This window comes from Enterococcus sp. DIV1314a (assembly GCF_051713805.1).
Taxonomy (GTDB): Bacteria; Bacillota; Bacilli; order Lactobacillales; family Enterococcaceae; genus Enterococcus_I; species Enterococcus_I aquimarinus.
Map to the genome: position 1 here is coordinate 1,224,002 of NZ_JBIOQP010000001.1, position 20,706 is coordinate 1,244,707.

The 20,706-nt window shown below is 40.5% G+C and carries 16 protein-coding genes and 1 other annotated feature; of the genes, 12 read left to right on the top strand and 4 right to left on the bottom strand.

Going from position 1 to position 20,706, the window contains the following annotated elements:
• Positions 1–214: 214 nt before the first annotated feature.
• The 5 genes from IGI68_RS05860 to IGI68_RS05880 all read left to right on the top strand — a co-directional run bounded on the left by IGI68_RS05860 (position 215) and on the right by IGI68_RS05880 (position 6,875).
• Complete coding sequence (locus IGI68_RS05860) at positions 215–2,443, top strand: LysM peptidoglycan-binding domain-containing protein (RefSeq protein WP_438731317.1); 2,229 nt, start codon at positions 215–217, stop codon at positions 2,441–2,443.
• Positions 2,444–2,491: 48 nt separating this feature from the next.
• Positions 2,492–2,701, top strand: a binding site (T-box leader).
• Between the two features lie 62 nt (positions 2,702–2,763).
• On the top strand, positions 2,764–5,178 hold the full coding sequence (leuS, locus tag IGI68_RS05865) for a leucine--tRNA ligase (RefSeq protein ID WP_071875424.1): 2,415 nt from the start codon (positions 2,764–2,766) through the stop codon (positions 5,176–5,178).
• Positions 5,179–5,395: 217 nt separating this feature from the next.
• Positions 5,396–5,626 (top strand): hypothetical protein, encoded by a 231-nt coding sequence (locus IGI68_RS05870; protein ID WP_084131371.1) that lies wholly within the window; start codon positions 5,396–5,398, stop codon positions 5,624–5,626.
• A gap of 14 nt (positions 5,627–5,640) precedes the next feature.
• The gene (locus tag IGI68_RS05875) at positions 5,641–6,594 is read left to right on the top strand and encodes an SPFH domain-containing protein (RefSeq protein WP_438731321.1); all 954 of its coding nucleotides are present in this window, start codon (positions 5,641–5,643) and stop codon (positions 6,592–6,594) included.
• A gap of 68 nt (positions 6,595–6,662) precedes the next feature.
• On the top strand, positions 6,663–6,875 hold the full coding sequence (locus IGI68_RS05880) for a hypothetical protein (RefSeq protein ID WP_438731324.1): 213 nt from the start codon (positions 6,663–6,665) through the stop codon (positions 6,873–6,875).
• A 238-nt stretch (positions 6,876–7,113) separates the two neighbouring features.
• On the opposite strand, the gene asnB is transcribed toward IGI68_RS05880, so the two are convergent.
• The 3 genes from asnB to murE all read right to left on the bottom strand — a co-directional run bounded on the left by asnB (position 7,114) and on the right by murE (position 10,996).
• Positions 7,114–9,012, bottom strand: coding sequence for an asparagine synthase (glutamine-hydrolyzing) (gene asnB, locus IGI68_RS05885; RefSeq protein ID WP_438731327.1), 1,899 nt, complete (start codon positions 9,010–9,012; stop codon positions 7,114–7,116).
• Between the two features lie 148 nt (positions 9,013–9,160).
• The gene (locus tag IGI68_RS05890; RefSeq protein WP_071875420.1) at positions 9,161–9,394 is read right to left on the bottom strand and encodes a hypothetical protein; all 234 of its coding nucleotides are present in this window, start codon (positions 9,392–9,394) and stop codon (positions 9,161–9,163) included.
• A gap of 105 nt (positions 9,395–9,499) precedes the next feature.
• A complete protein-coding gene (gene murE / locus IGI68_RS05895; RefSeq protein WP_438731331.1) occupies positions 9,500–10,996 on the bottom strand; it encodes a UDP-N-acetylmuramyl-tripeptide synthetase in 1,497 nt (498 codons plus the stop codon).
• Between the two features lie 140 nt (positions 10,997–11,136).
• Here murE and IGI68_RS05900 point away from each other — a divergent pair, with 140 nt between their 5' ends.
• From IGI68_RS05900 to IGI68_RS05915, 4 genes are all read left to right on the top strand, one after another.
• Positions 11,137–12,783 (top strand): putative polysaccharide biosynthesis protein, encoded by a 1,647-nt coding sequence (locus IGI68_RS05900; protein WP_071875418.1) that lies wholly within the window; start codon positions 11,137–11,139, stop codon positions 12,781–12,783.
• Positions 12,784–12,907: 124 nt separating this feature from the next.
• Positions 12,908–13,624: a pseudouridine synthase gene (locus tag IGI68_RS05905; RefSeq protein ID WP_071875417.1), complete on the top strand. Its 717-nt coding sequence runs from the start codon at positions 12,908–12,910 to the stop codon at positions 13,622–13,624.
• A gap of 180 nt (positions 13,625–13,804) precedes the next feature.
• A complete protein-coding gene (locus tag IGI68_RS05910) occupies positions 13,805–14,815 on the top strand; it encodes a peptidoglycan DD-metalloendopeptidase family protein (RefSeq protein WP_438733226.1) in 1,011 nt (336 codons plus the stop codon).
• A gap of 330 nt (positions 14,816–15,145) precedes the next feature.
• On the top strand, positions 15,146–16,003 hold the full coding sequence (locus tag IGI68_RS05915) for a glycosyltransferase family 8 protein (protein ID WP_438731336.1): 858 nt from the start codon (positions 15,146–15,148) through the stop codon (positions 16,001–16,003).
• Positions 16,004–16,097: 94 nt separating this feature from the next.
• Here the strand turns inward: IGI68_RS05915 and IGI68_RS05920 are convergent, their stop codons facing one another.
• On the bottom strand, positions 16,098–16,952 hold the full coding sequence (locus IGI68_RS05920; protein ID WP_438731339.1) for an RluA family pseudouridine synthase: 855 nt from the start codon (positions 16,950–16,952) through the stop codon (positions 16,098–16,100).
• Between the two features lie 189 nt (positions 16,953–17,141).
• On the opposite strand from IGI68_RS05920, the gene IGI68_RS05925 reads away from it, so the two are divergent.
• The 3 genes from IGI68_RS05925 to IGI68_RS05935 all read left to right on the top strand — a co-directional run bounded on the left by IGI68_RS05925 (position 17,142) and on the right by IGI68_RS05935 (position 20,477).
• Positions 17,142–19,301, top strand: a complete 2,160-nt coding sequence (locus IGI68_RS05925) for a PBP1A family penicillin-binding protein (protein WP_438731342.1) — start codon at positions 17,142–17,144, stop codon at positions 19,299–19,301.
• Between the two features lie 66 nt (positions 19,302–19,367).
• Positions 19,368–19,712, top strand: a complete 345-nt coding sequence (locus IGI68_RS05930) for a YlbF family regulator (protein WP_071875412.1) — start codon at positions 19,368–19,370, stop codon at positions 19,710–19,712.
• A 99-nt stretch (positions 19,713–19,811) separates the two neighbouring features.
• The gene (locus tag IGI68_RS05935; RefSeq protein ID WP_438731345.1) at positions 19,812–20,477 is read left to right on the top strand and encodes a non-canonical purine NTP pyrophosphatase; all 666 of its coding nucleotides are present in this window, start codon (positions 19,812–19,814) and stop codon (positions 20,475–20,477) included.
• Positions 20,478–20,706 lie beyond the last annotated feature (229 nt).

Here is a 20,706-nt window from a genome sequence, read left to right on the forward strand (position 1 = left end):
TTTAATAATTAGAAGTTAGAATAGATAATCTTTTTTAGTATACAATAGCTGACAAATTTCGCAAGCATTCCACGAGCAATCAAGGGATTTTTCACACCTTAAAGTATTACACCTATATTACAGTTCACTAAAAGTGCAGATTAAACTTTTCTTAACAAAAAGGAACAGGTATACTAGTGATAAGTTTATCCAATAGTATATCGGAGGTTAGAAAATGGAAAAGTCTTTGACACGAAAAGAACGACGTCAAATGGAAGAGCAACGGACTTTTTATCGTAATATGAAGAAAAGAGCGGCTGTCTTAGGAACAACAGTCACAGCTGTTTCAGCAGTTGCGCCACTCTCGCCCGTCATCACTGTTTTAGCAGATGAATCTGATACGTATATAGAACAAACAACCCCGTCTGAAGCTGTCCAAACAACGAATTCAGCCGTTCAATCCGTCAATGCAGAGGAAGAAATGCAAGCATCCTCAGAAGCAACCGAAACACCAGTCGTAACGGAAACACCTGAATTGCCAGCCGCTTCGGAAGTGGTGGAAGAAAATAATGTAGCCGAAACACCTGTTGTTCCGGAAACATCAATGGAAGATCCGTCGATGGAAGAGGTCGAAGTAAACGAAGAACCTCTTGTGATCGAAGAACCCGCTCTCGTTGAAGAAGCACAATCGGCTGTTCAAGCGCCGACAATCTTGCCATTTTCTGCTGGCTTGGCACGGGCGTCAGCCTTTGTTGACCCTCAGACCTTCATTAATACTATCGCACAACAAGCAAAAGCCGTGGCAGATGCCAATGATTTATATGTGTCAGTCATGATTGCGCAGGCCATTATTGAAAGTGGTTGGGGTAGTAGTACGTTATCTAAAGCGCCAAATTATAATTTGTTCGGGATTAAAGGAAGTTACAATGGTCAGACCGTGTATATGAGTACACTGGAATATTTAAATGGTCAATGGGTGACGAAAAATGAGCCGTTTAAAAAGTATCCTTCTTTTGCAGAATCATTTGCAGATAATGCTGCCACGTTAAGAAATGTTAGCTTCCAATCAGGCGTCTATTATTATTCAGGCGCTTGGAAGAGCAATACGAAGAGCTACCGTGATGCAACAGCTTGGTTAACGGGTCGTTACGCAACAGATCCAAACTATGCCAGCAAGCTCAATTCCACAATTGAAATGTATCAATTGACGCGTTTTGATTCTCCAGCCACTGGAAACAATCAAAATCAAACGAATACAGGCAATGGAAATCCGGTGATCAATACTGGGACAGGCTCAGGTAGTAATACCGGCAGTAGCACGGACACCGCGAAAACCTATACGGTGAAATCAGGCGATTCGATTTGGTTGATTGCCAATAATCACGGGATTTCGATGGATCAATTGCGTAGTTGGAATAATTTAAAGAGTGACCTCATTCATGCTGGTCAAAAACTAATCGTAGGTCAATCGAGCCAAGCGCCGGTCACACCAGAAGCGCCGAAGCCGACACCAACGCCAACACCAACACCAACGCCCGAAACGTCAAAACCAGAGACGTCGGTGACGCCAAGTACAGCAAAAACGTATACGGTAAAATCCGGTGATTCGGTGTGGTTGATTGCCAATAACCATGGCATTACGATGGCACAATTACGGAGTTGGAATAATTTAAAAAATGATTTGATTCATCCAGGTCAAAAATTAGTCGTCAGTCAAACAGGGACAACGAATACGGGGACGACAGCGAAACCGACAGCACCGACGAATACGAATACGTCAAATAATGCGACGAATAATGCCACTTCTAAACCAACGACCAGCACAGCGAAAACGTATACGGTGAAATTTGGCGATTCAGTCTGGCTGATTGCCAATAATCATGGTATTACGATGGCGCAATTACGGAGTTGGAATAATTTAAAGAGTGATTTAATTCATCCGAATCAAAAGTTGATTGTCAGCCAAGCAAGTGGGACGAGTACTGGAACAACCACAAAACCAGTGACATCAACGAATACAAATGTCGGAACAACCACGAAACCGACAACGCCAACGAATACAAATAACAGTAGTAATTCTTCTAATGCGACGACAACAACGGCAAAGACCTATACCGTCAAAGCAGGGGATTCGGTGTGGTTAATTGCCAATAAACATGGTATCACGATGGATCAATTACGGAATTGGAATAATTTAAAGAGTGATTTGATTCATCCAAATCAAACCCTAAAGGTCAGCAACGCAAGCACGTCATCAAACACGGTGACGACGAAACCAGTCGTCAATCAAACGACTGCTCAGACTACGACTAATACAAGTAATGAAAAGAGCCATAAAGTAGTCAGTGGCGATAGTCTTTGGATGCTGTCTCAAAAATACAATCTCTCAATTGCGCAATTAAAAACGTTAAATTCGTTAACGTCTGATACGATTTACGTCGGTCAAACATTGAAAGTTCGTTAAAAAACTTGAAAGACATTTGAAAGTTTGCTAAGATACATCTAAGTTGAATAAAACACGTTTGAATAGGAATAGTAGAGAGTCGTTCTTTTCGTAGAGAGTACATGGTTGGTGGAAATGTACAGAGAAACTTTTGAACTCGCCTTTGAGTGTTATCTTTTGAAGAATAGTAGGAAGATACGGTGACGATCGTTAAAACGTTGAGGCTAGGCTTTTTTAGCTAGTAAATGTAGGTGGTACCACGTCTTTAACGTCCTATGAGGAACAGTTTGTTTCTTATAGGGCTTTTTTTATGATTAAAAATGAGCAGAGGAGCGTTTATCGTGAACTATAATCACAGAGAAATTGAGAAGAAATGGCAAAAGTATTGGGCAAAAAATCATTGCTTTAATACGAAAGAAGAATCGAATAAACCTAAATTTTATGCTTTAGATATGTTTCCTTACCCATCCGGACAAGGATTACACGTTGGGCATCCAGAAGGGTATACCGCAACCGATATTTTGTCTCGGATGAAACGCAGCCAAGGCTATAACGTTTTACATCCAATGGGCTGGGATGCTTTTGGTTTACCCGCAGAGCAATATGCGTTAGATACTGGTAATGATCCCGCTGAGTTTACCAAGAAAAATATTGAGACATTCCGTCGTCAAATTAATTCACTAGGGTTTAGTTATGATTGGAACCGTGAAATCAATACGACCGATCCAGAGTACTACAAATGGACGCAATGGATTTTTACCAAACTTTATGAAAAAGGGTTAGCTTATGAAGCAGAAGTGGCCGTTAACTGGGTACCGGAACTTGGAACAGTCATCGCCAATGAAGAAGTCATCGATGGCAAGAGCGAACGTGGTGGCTATGATGTTGTTCGCAAACCGATGCGTCAATGGATGTTAAAAATTACGGCTTATGCCGATCGCTTATTAGATGATTTAGAAGAGTTGGACTGGCCAGAAAGCATTAAAGAAATGCAACGGAATTGGATTGGTCGTTCTTACGGCGCGAACGTGACGTTTAAAGTGGCGAATCGCGACGAAGAATTTACCGTCTTTACGACACGTCCGGATACATTATTTGGTGCAACGTACTGCGTGTTAGCACCAGAACTCGATCTTGTTCAACAGATTACGACACCAGAACAAAAAGAAGCTGTCGATGCTTATATTGATGCGGCTAGTAAAAAATCAGATTTAATGCGGACCGATTTAGTGAAAGAAAAAACCGGCGTCTTTACGGGAGCTTATGCGATTAACCCAGCCAATGGGCAAGAAGTGCCGATTTGGATTGCCGATTATGTCCTCGCAACTTATGGAACAGGTGCTATTATGGCTGTTCCAGCGCACGATGAACGTGACTATGAATTTGCGAAAACCTTTGGAATCGCGATTGTTCCAGTTGTTGAAGGTGGCGACATTGATGTTGCAGCCTATGTCGGCGATGGTGTACACATCAATTCTGATTTCTTAAATGGGTTAGAAAAAGATGACGCGATGGCAACGATGATTACGTGGTTAGAAGAAAAAGGAGTTGGGAAAAAAGAAGTTAGCTACCGTCTCAGAGATTGGTTATTCTCACGCCAACGTTATTGGGGGGAACCAATTCCTGTCATTCACTGGGAAGATGGCACAACAACCACGCTACCAGTTGAAGAATTACCGTTACGTTTGCCAGTCACGAACGATATTCATCCAAGTGGTACTGGTGAGTCTCCTCTTGCTAATATCACGGAATGGGTGAACGTGGTCGATCCAAAAACAGGCATGAAAGGGCGTCGTGAAACGAATACCATGCCACAATGGGCGGGAAGCTCTTGGTATTTCCTTCGTTTTATCGATCCTCATAATAAAAATGAACTCGCGAATTATGAAAAATTAGAACGTTGGTTACCGACAGATATTTATATCGGAGGTGCGGAACACGCCGTCTTACACTTATTATATGCTCGTTTTTGGCATAAATTCTTGTACGATATTGGCGTCGTTCCAACTTCTGAACCATTCCAAAAATTGTATAACCAAGGAATGATTCTCGGCGAAAATAATGAAAAAATGTCGAAATCACGCGGTAACGTAGTGAATCCTGATGATGTCGTGAAACAATACGGTGCGGATACGTTAAGACTGTATGAAATGTTCATGGGACCGTTAGACGCAGCTATCGCTTGGAATGAAAATGGTCTTGAAGGTAGTCGCAAATTCCTCGATCGCGTTTGGCGTTTAATCGTTGACGAGAATGGGAAAATGCGTGACCGGATTACGACGATTAACAATGGTACGTTAACGAAAGTCTATCACCAAACGGTCAAAAAAGTATCCGAGGACTTCGCAGAACTACGTTTTAATACCGCAATTTCGCAACTCATGGTATTTATCAATGAAGCATATAAAGTCGACGCGTTACCGATTGACTATATCAAAGGATTCGTCCAATTATTGGCACCAATTGCGCCTCATATTGGGGAAGAATTGTGGTCGATTCTAGGAAACACAGAAAGCTTGACGTATGCACCATGGCCGACGTATGACGAAGCAGCGCTTGTGGAAGATGAAGTCGAAATTGTCATTCAAATCAATGGCAAAGTTCGTGCAAAACGATTCGTGCCAACGCAAGCAACGCGTGAGGAACTGGAGCAATTAGCTAAAGAAGAATCTCAAATTAAAGAACTGTTAGCTGGAAAAACAATTCGTAAAGTGATTGTTGTTCCGAAAAAATTGGTTAATATTGTAGCCAATTAATCAATGAATGGAAACTGACCTTACTTCAAAGAGTAAGTAGGTCAGTTTTTTTGTTACATGTCTGACTTCAATTGTTTTCATGACAAGTGAAATGAAAACAGCCTATTCAAAAGCGTTCAGCGAAGCGGTTGATAGTAGAAACGGTTTTCATATTGTGTCTGAAGCTGAAAGTGGTAAAATGAAAGAGAGTCTGTGACAAGTAAAGGAGTTGACGAAATTGGATTATTTGGATCACAAATTACTCGGTAAGTACTTTCGCAGTAAAGGCACGCAAATTAGAGGCGTCGTTTTTGCGCTGGGGCGTTACATCGAATATGTAGTCATTGAAGGTGAACCTAATGTCGATAGTATGTTAGAAGTGTTTGCCATCGAAAATGGTAAGGCCTTTGTGCGAGTAAATGATTATTTAATTGAAGAAAGTGAAGACTACATTGAAATTAGAAAATAAAAGGAGTGTATGAGATGTTTGTTGCTAGAATCGTTATTTTTGTTTTAATCTTTGCCTTATTGATTTGGTTATTAACCAGCACGGCCGTGATTGTCCATCAAGGAGAAGTGAAAGTTGTGGAAAGTTTCGGGAAGTTTGTTCGGACGTTAGAACCGGGCCTTCATTTTTTAATCCCGATCGTCTATACAGTCCGCCAACGAGTGTCACTAAAACAAGTACCATTAGAAATTCCTCCTCAAAGTGCGATTACGCGCGATAACGTAATTGTCCAAATTGATGAAGCGATTAAGTACCACGTGACAGATGTTCGTGCTTTCGTCTATGACAACGAAGATGCTGTAACCGCGATGATTCAAGATGCGCAGTCGAACTTACGCGGAATTATCGGAAAGATGGATTTAAATGAAGTATTAAATGGAACGGAAGAAATTAACGTCGCGTTGTTTGAGTCGATTAAAGATATTACTGCGGGTTATGGACTCGCGATTGATCGGATTAATATTGGTGAAATTTTAGTTTCCGATGAAATTATTAATTCAATGAATAAACTCATCACGGCGTCCCGTGATAAAGAATCGATGATAACCTTATCAGAAGGACGCAAACACTCTTTAATTTTAGACTCTGAAGCCAAATCATCCGAAATGCAAATTGATGCTGAAGCACGTTCCAAACAAACCAAAATTGACGCAGAAGCACGCGCAGAAAGAACACGCATTGATGCAGCCGCTGAAGCTGAAAAAATTCGGGTCATCACAGAAGCAGAACAATTACGGATTAAAGCGCTAAATCAAGCGATTAAAGAAAGTGAATTGACGCCAGAAGTGCTACAATACTTAGGATTAGAAGCTTTTAAAGAAGTCGCAAATAGTGAGACAAATACGGTCATTATTCCATCAAATATGACCGATTTGGCGAATGTTCCAGTCATGAAACAATTATGGGAAAAAACAAGTAGCGAAAAATAATGACCATATTATCAAGTGGTAGTAAATAATACGTCTTATTCGCAGGTGGACTAGAAGGAGGGGGTTGGATGACACCAAAAATGAAAGCCCAACGTGCGTTAAAAATCGGGCGTTACGTCGCGGTGTTCCTGTTTAGCCTAATGGTTCTTTACGTGATTGCAATCCGAGCCTACTTCGGAATCGTGCTCTTATTTGGAATGTTGTGTTATATTTTTTGGCACTTAAAACGAGCCGAAAATTTATTGCTTGAGGTCGACGAGCCCAACAGGGATGATCAGTAAAATTCCCAGTCGAAGTAACACAGAAGAAGAAAGAAAACCTTAGGAGATAAGTGAATGGCTTCTGCCAAGAATAGGACAATGCACTCAAAAGTTCGATCGAGCAAAGGTATCTCACATGCGATTAACTGAGATTCATTCGCCAAATAGTATCAATTTCGATCCATACGATTTGGCGAAAAACCAAAAAAATAGCTGACACCTCGATGATAAACGGGGTGTCAGCTGTTTTTATTTCTTCTTAAAAAGTATCATAAATAATTGGTTCGGCTTTAGGAATATCTGTGTCGATAAAGAAGACTTTGTACCAAGTTAAGAACGCATAAATAGCCCAGATTTTACGTTGGAGATCGGCTTTGCCTGTATGATGATCCTCCAATAGTTGGATGATTTTCGCTTGGTCAAAAAATTCTTTGACAAATGCTTCTTCAAAGAGCGCTTTGACTTGAGCATAACCAAAATCTTCTCGTAACCAAGCTTTGATTGGCACAGGGAACCCAAGTTTTTCACGATTTGCCCAAGCTTCTGGTAGGTGACGGTTAGAAGCTTGACGGAAAATATCTTTGGTGTTGTGTTGGTTAATTAAGTATTTTGTTGGAATACTTTGCGCTAGTTTCATCAACTCGATATCGAGTAATGGTGTCCGCGACTCTAAAGAGCTTGCCATGGTTAATTTGTCAGCTTTTAATAAAATATCTTTTGGCATCCACTGATGGACATCTAAATATTGCATTTTATTGACTTCTTCATCCGCTAATTTCTCAGCTTTGGCAAAATGTGGTGCGACAATTTCTGCCACACTTGGCGCATCTTGGTAAGCGGCCGTTAAGTAAGAAGCAGCTTCTTGTTCTTCAAAAATCTCTGCATGACCAATGAAAAAGTCTTTTGCAGGTGCAGAAGCGGCATACAAGTGCAAGCGACCTTGGAAGTTTTTCATCTTGCCTAGTTTGCGACCAATCGAATAACGTGGGCCTTTTGGTAATTTTCTTAAACCTTGAGCCACAACCCGTACCACTTTGGAATGCGTATGTAAGCCATAGGCGCTATAACCGGCAAAGAGTTCATCGGCTCCTTCGCCAGATTGGACGACTTTGACGTGCTGTGACGCTAAATTTGCTAAGAAATAAAGCGGAACACACGAAGGATTCGCATCCGGTTCGTCCAAGTGATATTGAATCAAGGGGAAGGCTTTGAAAGACATTTCTCCGTGAATGATGGCAGCAATATTATTTAAGCCGATTGTTTCCGTTAGTTTCCGCGCTTCAATCGCTTCGTTATACGTTTTATCATCAAAACCAATCGAAAAAGTTTGTTCTGGTCGTAAAACGGCCGCGACATAACTCGAATCGACGCCACTTGATAAGAAAGACCCAACTTCAACATCCGCATTTTTATGAAGCATAATGGATTCTTGTACCGTTTGATCAATTTTATCGACCCATTGCTCACGTGTTAATTTTTCTTTCTTCGTAAAATCGGCATCCCAGTACTCATTGATCGTTAGCTTGCCATCTTTATAAAAATAGTAATGCCCTTCTGCTAAACGGTGAACGCCTTTAAAGAACGTTTCGCCATTAAGTGGTGAGTATTGGAACGTTAAATACGGTTTTAGAGCCGCTTTGTTTAACGTTTTATCAAAATCTGGATGCGCGAGAAAACTCTTGATTTCGGAGCCAAACATAAAGGTGTCATTCATTTCCGCATAGTAATAAGGTTTCATTCCAAAATGATCACGGGCACCAAAGAGTTCTTGTTTGTTGATATCCCAAATCGCAAAGGCAAACATACCGCGTAGTTTTTGTAACACGTCAACTCCCCAAGCCTCATAACCATGAAGAATGACTTCAGTATCCGTTTTTGTTTCAAAGAGATAGCCTAGAGTTTCTAATTCTGTTCTCAATATCTGATAGTTGTAAATTTCGCCGTTAAAGATAATGACCTTATTCCGATCTTGATTATAGATCGGTTGTGAGCCGCCTTCTAAGTCAATGATTGACAAGCGACGAAAACCAAGAGCGATTTGCTCATCCACGTATTTTCCGGAACTCGTGGGTCCGCGATGAATGATTCGCTCCATCATCGCTTCAATAGTGGCTTCTTTTTGATTTTTCTGATTCACAAAACCAACAATACCGCACATAATTTCACGTCCTAATAATTAAAATTTCATATTTAAATGATTCAAACAACATTCTAACATAAAAGGAAGAAAGTTAGAAATTTTCATGAAGGCTGTTTAGTAAAAAATAAGAAAAGACTTCTTCTATTCAAAGAAATCTTTCCTTAATCTAATCTTTTTTTCGAGTAACACCTAAAAACAACATTCCAGTCGCAATAATGGGCATGAAGAAAACTAAAATCATCCCACTAGCCGAATTTGTCCGTGAATAACGTTTCGGTGCGAGTGCATGCAATTGAATAATCTCAAAACGCACTAATAACTTCCATGCCAGTAAACCGATAATGACAGTACAAAGACTGAATACAACAATCATCACACTTTTCTTTTGCAAAAATTTCATGGAACAAGCCCCTTTACCAATCTCTTCGGGTTTATTATAACGAAAGTTTGTTACAAAATGGGCAATATATTAATAACGTAATTTTTGTTACAAAAACGCAACATATCAAGCCTCTTTTTGCGTAGCAATCCATTTTTGGGCGTAGATCGCATCTCCGTCATAAGGGGCATCGTGCCCCTCAATTTTCATCGAGGCTTCGTTTCCTTTCCCAGCCAGCACAACGACATCATTGGGACCAGCGAGTGAAAGGGCTAAATAAATGGCTTGTTCTCGATTCATCTCGCGATAAACAGTGACTTCAGGATTTTCGATTGCTTGTTGAATCTCCTCGGCAATGGCATTCGGATTTTCAAAATTTGGATCATCACTCGTTAGAACCGCGACATCATAGATCTGCGTAATCGCGAGTCCCATATCTTTGCGACGCGAGAGCGCTTTGCCGCCAGCACTTCCGGTCATGACAATGGCTTTGCCATGCGGACGAATTTCTTTTGCGAGTTGTCCCATTGAAAGCAAACTTAAGTAGTTATGAGCAAAATCGACAAAGGCAAGCGCGCCATTTGGTAAGTCAAAGAGGGTCATCCGGCCTGGAATCACGCACTTACTGAGACTTTCTTTCATATGGTTTCTTGGTGTTCCTAACCAAGCAGTAGCCAGTAGTGCAGCAGCTGCATTTTCATGATTAAAGTGACCAAACATGGTTAATGCGTAATCGCCATTAATCGCTAGCGGATCCGTGGCACTTTTGAGTTCGAAGGTTCGAGGATCGTCCGTGGCGATAACGGGGTAATCAGCCGTTGAACCACCATAAGTCAGGTAAGGAATATGATTTGTCTGACAGAGATTTTCTAAGACCTCAAAGTGATCCGACTCATGGTTCATCACCATTTTTTTGCTATGTAACAGTAATTCTTGTTTACATAAAAAGTACTCTTCAAATGTTTCGTGTTCAATCGGACTTATATGATCGGGGCTAATATTTAAGAAAATACCAAGATCAAACGTCAGTCCAAAAACACGTTTGGTTTTATAGGCTTGTGAAGAGACTTCCATCACTACATGCGTGAGTCCGTTCTCAACTGCTTGGGCCATTTGTTGATATAAGACCAATGCTTCAGGTGTCGTTAAAACAGAAGGATGATAGTGCACACCATCTGTTGTCGTTTCTTCCGAAGAAAACAAGGCGACTTTTGGCCCATACGCATCTTTAAGAATTTTATGAACAAAATAGGCAACCGTCGTTTTTCCTTTGGTGCCCGTCATGGCAATTTTAATCAGTTGATCTTGTGGATGACGATAAAAAGCTTGGGCGATAACGGCCATGGCTTCGCGGATATCGGTGACCAAAATCTCATTTGCTTTTGTATCATAAGAAATTTCACTTAAATAAACCGTCACCCCTTTTGTGATGGCATCGAGTAGTAAGGATTCTTTGAACGCAAACCCTTTACAAAAGAAAAGGGTTTGTGCTTGAACATCACGCGAATCATACGAAAGGTGATGAAAGGTTTGTTCTGGTAAAGTGTCATCTATAGGGGATGAAACGAGTAATTGATGATTTCTTAATAAAGTATAAAGCTCTGTGGTTGTAATGGTATACATACGTTTTCTCCTTATTCGTAGGAATCGATATAGATAATTATAGCATAGTCACTTCTAAACGAAAGAAATAGATTGCGACAAAAGTCTTTAAGCATTAAAATAGAAGGTATGTAAAAAGAAGAAAGTTGGGAAAGAGGCAAATGGATCATCAAGAACAGATTCAAAAACCACTGCTAACAAATGAAGAGAAGATGGCCCGGGGTTCTGCGTGGTTAACCGTCGGTAATATCGGCTCGCGACTCATTGGTGTGGTTTACATTATTCCATGGTATTTTTGGTTGGGCGACAATGCGGAAACTGCCAATGCCCTATTTGGGATGGGCTATAATGTCTATGCCTTATTTATCATGATTTCAACGGCAGGAATTCCGGCGGCGATTGCCAAGCAAATCGCTTTTCATAATTCCAGAGGAGAGTATCGAACGAGTCAAAATTTATTAAAACGCGCACTGCAAATCATGTTTATTTTTGGAATTATTAGTGCCACTGTTATGTATCTCGCCTCGCCTGCCTTATCCAAAGCATCAGGTGGCGGAGACGACTTAGTGCCAGCGATGCGTTCATTAAGTGTGGCGATTCTTGTCATTCCCGTCATGAGTGTCTTGCGAGGGTATTTCCAGGGGACTCAAAATGTCGGTCCTTTCGCGATTTCACAGTTAGTGGAACAATTTTTCCGTGTCATTTATATGCTGATGGCGACGTTTATCATTATGCGTTTAGGAAGTGGTGACTACGTTTCGGCGGTAACGCAATCGACTTTTGCGGCATTTATTGGGGCATTAGGTGGTATTGGAGTCTTACTTTACTACTTTAGAAAAGAAAAAGTCAAAATGGCGATTTTAGCGGAGCAAAGTCAAGAACTTGGAAAAATTGATACGGTTGGGATATTGGTTTCAACTGTTAAAGAAGCGATTCCGTTTATTATTGTCGGATCGGCGATTACGATTTTTAAATTAGTCGATCAATTCACTTTTATTCGCATGATGAGTATGTTTACGGAATATACCAATCAAGAACTGCAAAATTTAATGGCGTTATTCAGTGTCAATCCCGATAAATTGACGATGGTCGTGATCGGGCTAGCAACGGCGATGGCTGCCGTCGGATTGCCGTTAATTACGGAATCTTACGCCCAAAAAGATCAACGGAGTTTAACGAAATTAGTAACCAATAATTTACAACTCTACTCGTTTATCATGTTTCCTGCCACTTTTGGCATGGTGTTACTGGCGTATCCATTAAATACTATTTTTTACGGCTATAATGTACTAGGTTCACGCTTATTAATGGTAGCGTGTCTATCCGGTCTAGTGTTAGGATTATTTATGATTTCTGCAACGATGCTGCAAGGGATTTATGAAAACATGTCTGCGATGATATTTTTTGGAATCGGCTTTATCGTTAAATTTTTATTACAAGCCCCCAGTATTTATCTTTTAGAGTCCTATGGTCCGCATTTTTCAACAACGATCGGGCTAGGTGTTGCGTGTTACCTGAATTTGCGAAAATTGCATCAAAAAACGCATTTTAATCGCAGTCTCGTGTTACGGCGGACGCTCCTCATGTTATTGATGACGATTTGTATGATCGTCGTTGCAGCACTTGCGAAAGCTGTTTTTGGATCGTTCTTGAGCGATGAACATAAAATCCAATCCTTTATCTTGGTCATGTTAGTAGCCGGTAGCGGAGGATTTGCGTATCTTTATTTAGGATTGAAAATCCGGATTGCCGATAAACTATTAGGACCTAACATGGTTCGTTTGCGTCATAAATTAAGAATTAAATAAAAAAATAGCTGAGGTTGAGACAGTCAGCTACAAGTCCTTCGCTCGTGAACGATTCGAAGATTGACTCGTAGCAAGCAGTCGCAACACAGCTCTTTTTTTGAATAAAAGAGAAGGAGTTAGTCCAATGCGCTTAGATAAATTTTTAGCCGATATGAATTTTGGCTCACGAAAAGAAGTCAAACAGTCAATCAAAAAAGGATATGTGACGGTCAATGGTACCGTTGTGAAATCCGATAAATTTCAGGTTGAGGAACAGAAAGATCTCGTTTTATTTGAGGGAGAAAGAGTCCATTATCAAAAAGATTTTTATTATCTATTGAATAAACCAGGAGGAGTCGTCTCGGCGACAGTCGATAATCACGACGCTACAGTCTTAGATTTATTTGATGATGACACCTTTCGCGAAGACCTTTTTCCGGTTGGTCGTCTCGATAAAGATACCGAAGGATTATTATTGATTATGAATGATGGCCAACTTGCTCATCGTCTCTTGTCACCGAAACATCATGTTGAAAAAGAATATTATGCGGAAGTAGCAGGAATCATGACACCTGAAGATGTGGTTTTATTTAAAGAAGGCCTCACAATTGATGGGGGCGAAGTTTGTCTGCCCGCAGAATTAATGATTGATACTGTCGATGAAGCGGCGAATACGTGCCAAATTCGTTTGATTTTACATGAAGGAAAGTTCCATCAAGTGAAGCGCATGGTGAAAGCCGTGGGGAAAGAAGTAACGTATTTAAAACGCTTGCGCATGGGCGGATTAACCTTGGATGAAACGTTAGCTTTAGGTGAGTTTCGACCCTTAACCCAAGATGAACTCAAGTTACTTAGAAATTAAATCACAAGACCTCTGTAATCTAGTTGTCATAGAAAAGGGTTTCATGTTGCAAGATAGCGTCTTTCGTCATCATTTCTCTTTAATTGATATCAACTTGTTGTGGATTTGTTACGCTTTATTCTGCTAATTTATGCTAAAGTAGCGAAGGAATAAATTTAGAGGAGCGTACCACTATTGAAAATGAAGTCTTTTGTTTTACTTGCAGGCTTAGGCTTGCTGTTTTGCTTACCAGACGTTACTCAAGCTACTGAAACGACACCCCAGATTAAGGCCCAAGAATCGACGATTGTTGTCTTAGAAAAACAAGTCACTGAAAACCAAAACCAACAAGTTACCCTTGAAGAAGAAAACAAGACTTTGAATTCCGAACAAGAAATCATAGAAAAAGAAATCGTTGCACTGAATAACGAACAAGCGCAACTTCAGGAACAATTAATGACAAAAGAAGAACGGCTCCGGGTCGTGGCGGCTATTCAAGGCGTCATGTCAGGCGCGAATCTTTCGGGATATAGCATCAATAATCATGAAAATGAAATCAAGACGTTAAAAGAAAAAATGGCTACTTTAGAAGCGACAATCGCTGAAAAAGAGACAACTCTTTCTCAACTAGAAGCAGACGTTACCACAAATACAACTGAGAAAGAAACGTTAGTGGAAGAATTTGAAACCTTAACGGAAATGTTAGCGGATGAAAAGGCAACGTTAGAAACATTAAAAGAAGAACAAGCTATTGCGGAAGAAAAAGCCAAAGCAGCGGAAGCGAAGGCGAAACAATTGGCCGATAAATTAGCTGTAACCGGATTTCTTTCTCCCTTAAAAGGAGCATTAAATGTTAGCAGTTCTTTTGGTTATCGAGCGGACCCCACAGGTTATTCGGGTAATATGCATGACGGCATTGATTACACTGGCAATCAAGGTGAGGCGATTTTAGCGGCACGGTATGGCACGGTTGTGGAAGCAGGAAATCATTGGAGTGCAGGGAATTATGCGATTATTCAACACGACAATGGCTACTACACCTACTATATGCATATGACAGATGTTTATGTTACCGTGGGTCAAAGCGTTACCACCTTAGAACAAATTGGCACAATGGGTACGACAGGCAATTCGACTGGCGTTCACTTGCATTTTGGAATCGCAACGGATCTTTGGAGTGGTTTTGTTGATCCAGCTAATTTTATTTACTAATTGCCTTTTTTTAAAATTAAAATGAGGGAATACCATATCTATAGACAAAATCAAACATGTTTATCCGAACCTTCACACTACGCCTACGCGGGCGAGTGTGGAGGTTTTTTTATGGCTAAATGGTGAAATTTTATTGGAGATAGATGCTCTTAACTGGTATCGATAATCCTAAAATGAGCACAAACCCTTAGCACAATCAAACGTATGGTAACAATACCGTCGCCTTCTTAACGATAAGAAACAATAATAGTTGTCTAGGAAGACTATCAAAAATACGAGAAGTTGTTATAATTGAATAGTGACGATATTTAGTTTAAAGGAAGTGTTAAGATGGAAGTAAATTTACTCTTTGCGATTGATCAACGATTTGTTCGTCAGTTGAAGACGACCTTATATTCAATTCAGAAAAACTCAAGTGCTACCACGTATAATGTCTATCTTTTACATCCTGAAGAAACGACATTTGACGAAGAATTAACGGTGTTTTGTCAATTGTTGGGCATGAATTACTATCCTTTGAAGATGGACCGAGCGACACTTTTTGCCCAAGCGCCTGTGACTGAACGCTATCCGGAAATTATTTATTATCGCTTACTTGCGCACCAATTTTTACCGGATCACCTCGAAAAAATCCTCTATCTTGACGCGGATATCTTATGTATTAATGATGTGGTCGAGCTTTATCAAATGGAGATGGGGGAGCATCTTTACGCAGCTGCGAGTCATACGCACTTGACGAACGTCACCAATGTGATTAATAAAATTCGTTTAAAAACCTACGAAGCAGAAGGTTATTATAATTCAGGTGTGCTATTAATGAACTTAAAACAAATTCGTAAAGTAGTGAAGGCTGAAGATATTTTTACGTTTATTGAGAATAATCGTTTGAATTTACTCCTACCTGATCAAGATATTTTGAATGGCTTATATGGAGATCAGTTCATAGCAGTCTCTGACTTTTTATTTAACTACGATGTCCGCAAATCAGCGGTCTATGAAACAACGAGTTTAGGCAAATGGGATGTGAACCATCTAATTGAAGAAACCGTCTTTTTGCATTTTTGTGGAAAATCCAAACCGTGGGACGAAACATACAAGGGAAAATTTGCGACGCTTTATAAACACTATCAACATAAAGCAACGCAACTAGAGAATAACTTAAACGTCACCCGGCAAAAAACGAGATAAACATCCGCAAAAAACGTCTTTTCACAATAGTAATCAGGGAATGACTATCTGAACTATTGTAAAAAGGCGTTTTTGCTAGGTTTAGGAATTGTTTTTACCATAAACCAGGAAGTGCTTGAACCACCATTTTTTCTTTCGTAAAAGGATGAATAAAATGCATTTCAATCGCGTGCAGCATTAGGCGAGGAGCGACTTTAGGTTGATAAAGCGGATCACCGACAAGTGGATGACCAAGACTTGCGAGATGGACCCGGATTTGATGCGTTCGACCGGTATCAAGGACGCAGTAAATTTGGGTAGTATTTTTGAGTGTTTGGGCAATGGTGACATGCGTAACAGCTTCTTGTCCATTCCTTGGATCGATGATGCGTTTTCGTCTATCATGACGATCACGGCCGATTGCTTGATGAATGGTACAATCTTTTTTCAGTAAGCCATGAACGACTGCTTGATAACGACGATAAATGCGTTTTTGCTCAAGGAGACGCCCCAGAATTGGTAAAACAAACGGATTTTTAGCAAACAAAATCGCGCCGCTTGTTTCTTTATCTAAGCGATGGACGACGTAGGGACGTTGCGCTTTTGGTGCTAAATAAGCCGCAAGATGATTGAGCAGCGTATCGGTTTCGTTCGGTTGGTTAGGATGCGTTTTGCAGCCTGCAGGTTTATTGACAATAATGACATGCTCATCTTCATAGAGAACATCAATGAATTTGGCAAGCCCTAAGTGAATCTCTTGATAAGCATAATCACTTTCTTCTAAATGGAGGGAAATCTGATCGCCTGCCTGAACTTCTTGGTGGAACATGGCGACTTCGCCGTTGCATTTGACATCTTTTCTAGTGCGTAGAAAATGTCTGACTTTGCGTGGAACAAGCCACTCTTTTTCTAATAGCTCACGAATAGTCATTGTTTTTTGGGTATGAGGTAAAGTGATGGTAAAATCCATGTTTGACAGGCTCCTTTGATTCATTTCACGCTTATTATAACAGATTTAAAGCTTTCTTAATGAAAAAAACCATTCTTTTTAACGCATGGATGGTAAAATAGGGAGACTTTTCAGAAAAAGTACAACTTTCGCCCTAGGAAAGACGGTAAGGGGTCTGCTAAACTAGGGGTTGAATGAGGAGGAGTGCCAATGGATTTTAGAGCAATCATACAAAAAATCAAGGAACACTTGATTCGTTTTTGGCAATGGATCAAGCCCTATCTAAAACAGTTTTCCCAGTGGCTATCAAGAGTCTGGAAGAAATATCATCTGACAAAAATTATTATTTTAATGGCGTTAACAGGAATTTTAGTGACTAGCACTTATTTATTTTACGTAGCGAAAACGACAAATGTCGCCGATTTATCTTCTGGTCTGAAAGAATCGACTATTATTTATGATCGAAATGGCGAGGAAGCCGGCCAATTTCGTGCTGAGAAAAGTAATAGTTATGTCGATTTAACGGAGATTTCGCCTTATGTGGTTGAGGCATTGATCGCCACAGAAGATCGGCGTTTTTATGAACATCATGGCTTTGACTTAAAAGGAATTGCACGGGCGGCGTCACGGCTATTGATTAATCGCAGTACAGCTGGCGGTGGGGGGAGTACGATCACCCAGCAGCTTGCTAAAAATGCCTATCTGACGCTTGATCAAACATTTACCCGTAAAGCCAAAGAACTTTTTCTTGCAATTGAAATTGAAAAGCAATATAGCAAAGATGAAATTTTAGCAATGTACCTCAATAATTCTTATTTTGGGAATGGGGTATGGGGGATTCAAGATGCCTCTAAAAAATATTTTGGTGTGGATGCAATTGATTTGTCAGTCGGACAAGCCGCGACCTTAGTTGGATTGTTAAAAGGACCTTCGATTTATAATCCGATTGATGACTTAGAAGCCGCAACCAACCGTCGAGATACGGTGTTAAGTGTGATGGCTGAAACAGGCAAAATCACCCCAGAACAAGCCACTGAACAACAGCAAGTGGCACTAGGCGATCAACTTTATGATGCCTACAATCCAGAAGGTTCAGGCTATCAGTATCCGTATTATTTTGATGCGGTCATCGATGAGGCGGTGCGTCTATATGGACTCGATGGCGATGACGTCATGAAGCGAGGATATAAAATCTATACGGCGCTGGATCAAAATTATCAAAGCAATATGCAAGAACTCTATGCGCAAGACGGATATTTCCCACCAAATAGTTCGACCGGTGAGATTGTCCAATCAGCTTCTGTTGCGCTCGATCCAAACACGGGCGGCATTCAAGGGCTAATTGGCCGACGTGGTGAGTATACATTCCGTGGCTTCAACTTCGCTATTAGCATGCAACGCTCGCCCGGCTCAACCATTAAACCAATTAGTGTTTACGCACCCGCTTTAGAAGCGGGGTATAAACCGGATAGTATTCTAAAGGATGAGCCACAATCGTATTATGAGGCGAAAAACTTTGATGGGACCTATCAAGGGGAAGTCCCAATGTATGAAGCCGTGGCGCAAAGTTTGAATTTACCAGCCGTCTGGTTGCTAAACGAAATTGGATTAAACAAAGGATTTAATAAAGCAAAAGAATTTGGCTTACCACTAACGGAAGCAGATAAATATTATGGTTTAGCGCTTGGCGGACTCGAACATGGAACATCGCCTGCGGTTATGGCCAGTGCTTATGGTGTTTTTGCAAATGGCGGCACACTGTATTCGCCTCACTTAATTACAAAAATTATTGATTCCACGGGTGCGGTTATTGTGGACAAAACCCAACCTAAAGGGAAACGAGTGATTTCCAAAGAAACCAGTGAAGAAATGACAAGTATGCTTTTGGGAACTTTTTCAAATGGAACAGGGATGAGTGCTGATCCTTACAATTATACAATTGCCGGAAAAACCGGTACGACAGAGAGTAGTTATGATACGACGAAAAGTAATGATCAATGGATGATTGCGTATACCCCAGATGTTGTCATCTCGACTTGGATTGGCTTTGAAACGGCGAGTAAGGAAAATGTACTGAGCGGCACCGGTGGCGAAAATATGGGTGCACTCTTTAAAGCGCAAGCGGAAAGTATTTTACCTTACACGTCGCAAACACCCTTTACGGTAGGCAATGCGTACTGGACGGGCGGTCAAGTAGTGGCTGCCGAGGATGCGGTCGATCCTGCCACCAAAAATGAAGAGGTGGAAAAATGGAAAGAAGAAGTGGATGACCTTGCAGAACGAGCGAAAGTTAAAGCCAAAGAAGTCGGTGGCAAAGCGATTGAAAAAGGAAAAGAAGTCTTACGTGGATTAATAGATCTACTCCCTTAAAATAATCGCTTAGAAAGTGAAAGCATGGTACAATTAGGAAGTAAATAATTTCTAGGAGGAAATAATATGTCATCAAATTTATATGATACAGCAAACCAATTAGAACGTGAGATTCGTCAAGACGAAGCCTTCCAAACGTTAAGTGCATCGTTTAATCGTTTAAAACAAAATGAAGAGGCTTATGGGATTTTCAAAGAGTTTCAAGCTTTCCAACAAGAAATGCACCAAAAAATGATGGCTGGCGAAGAAATGACGGATGAAGATGCAGAAAAAGCACAAGCATTAGCTGAAAAAGTGCAAAGCGAACCCGTTATTAGCCATTTAATGCAAACAGAACAAGCCTTCAGCGTTGTTGTAAACGACCTAAATCGAATTATCATGAACCCTTTAAGAGAACTATACGAAGGATAATCGTAATAAAAAATAAAGCAACTGAAAGAAGATCCTTCTTTCAGTTGCTTTTGTCTGTAAAGAGACGAGAAATGACCAAAAGAAGAGGTGAGGATTACAATGAAAATATTATTTGCGACAACCAATCAAGCAAAAGTTCGTTATTATGCGACACGTTTGCAAGAAAAAGGATTTGATATTGTCACATTATCAGACTTAGGGATTACGCAAGAAGTTGAAGAGACAGGGAAGACCCCGACAGAAAATGCGATCATCAAAGCGACGAGTTATGCTCAGCAAGCACAAATTCCCACGATAGCGATAGATGAAGGCTTATATTTGAATGGGTTATCACCTGAGCAACAACCTGGTGTCCATGTCAGACGAGTGAACGGCCGACGCTTAAACGATCAGGAAATGATCGAGCATTATCTTCACTTAGTCGAAAAATATGGCAAAAATGGCCAATTGACTGGCTATTTTAAAAAAGGAATCGCGGTGGCTACCGGAAATTCAATGACGACTTTTGAAAATGATTCACCCCGTCTGTTTGTGAATCGACAAAGTGAAATCATCGATGAGGGCTATCCGCTAGCGTCGATTCAAATTGTGGCACCCGTTAATAAATTCAAATCTGAACTAACGAGAGAAGAAGAAGCCATTACGATGGATATCGAACAGCAGCCGATTTTTGATTTTTTATCGCAAGTATTAGAAGAAATCAGAGAATCGATTGAAACAGCACAAAAAGAAAAAAGTCAAAGCGCTTTTTGTAACAACCTCTGATAGGAAACGGTGTTAAAAAGCTGACTCTCGGAAAAAAAGCCAAAGCGACTGAAAATCAATAAACTGATTTCCGTCTCTTTTTTCTTTTTTCTCGAGTCAAAGCGCTTTTTGTAACAACCTCTGATAGGAAACGGTGTTAAAAAAGCTGACTCTCGGAAAAAAAGCCAAAGCGACTGAAAATCAATAAACCGATTTTCGTCTCTTTTTTCATTTTTCTCAAGTCAAAGCG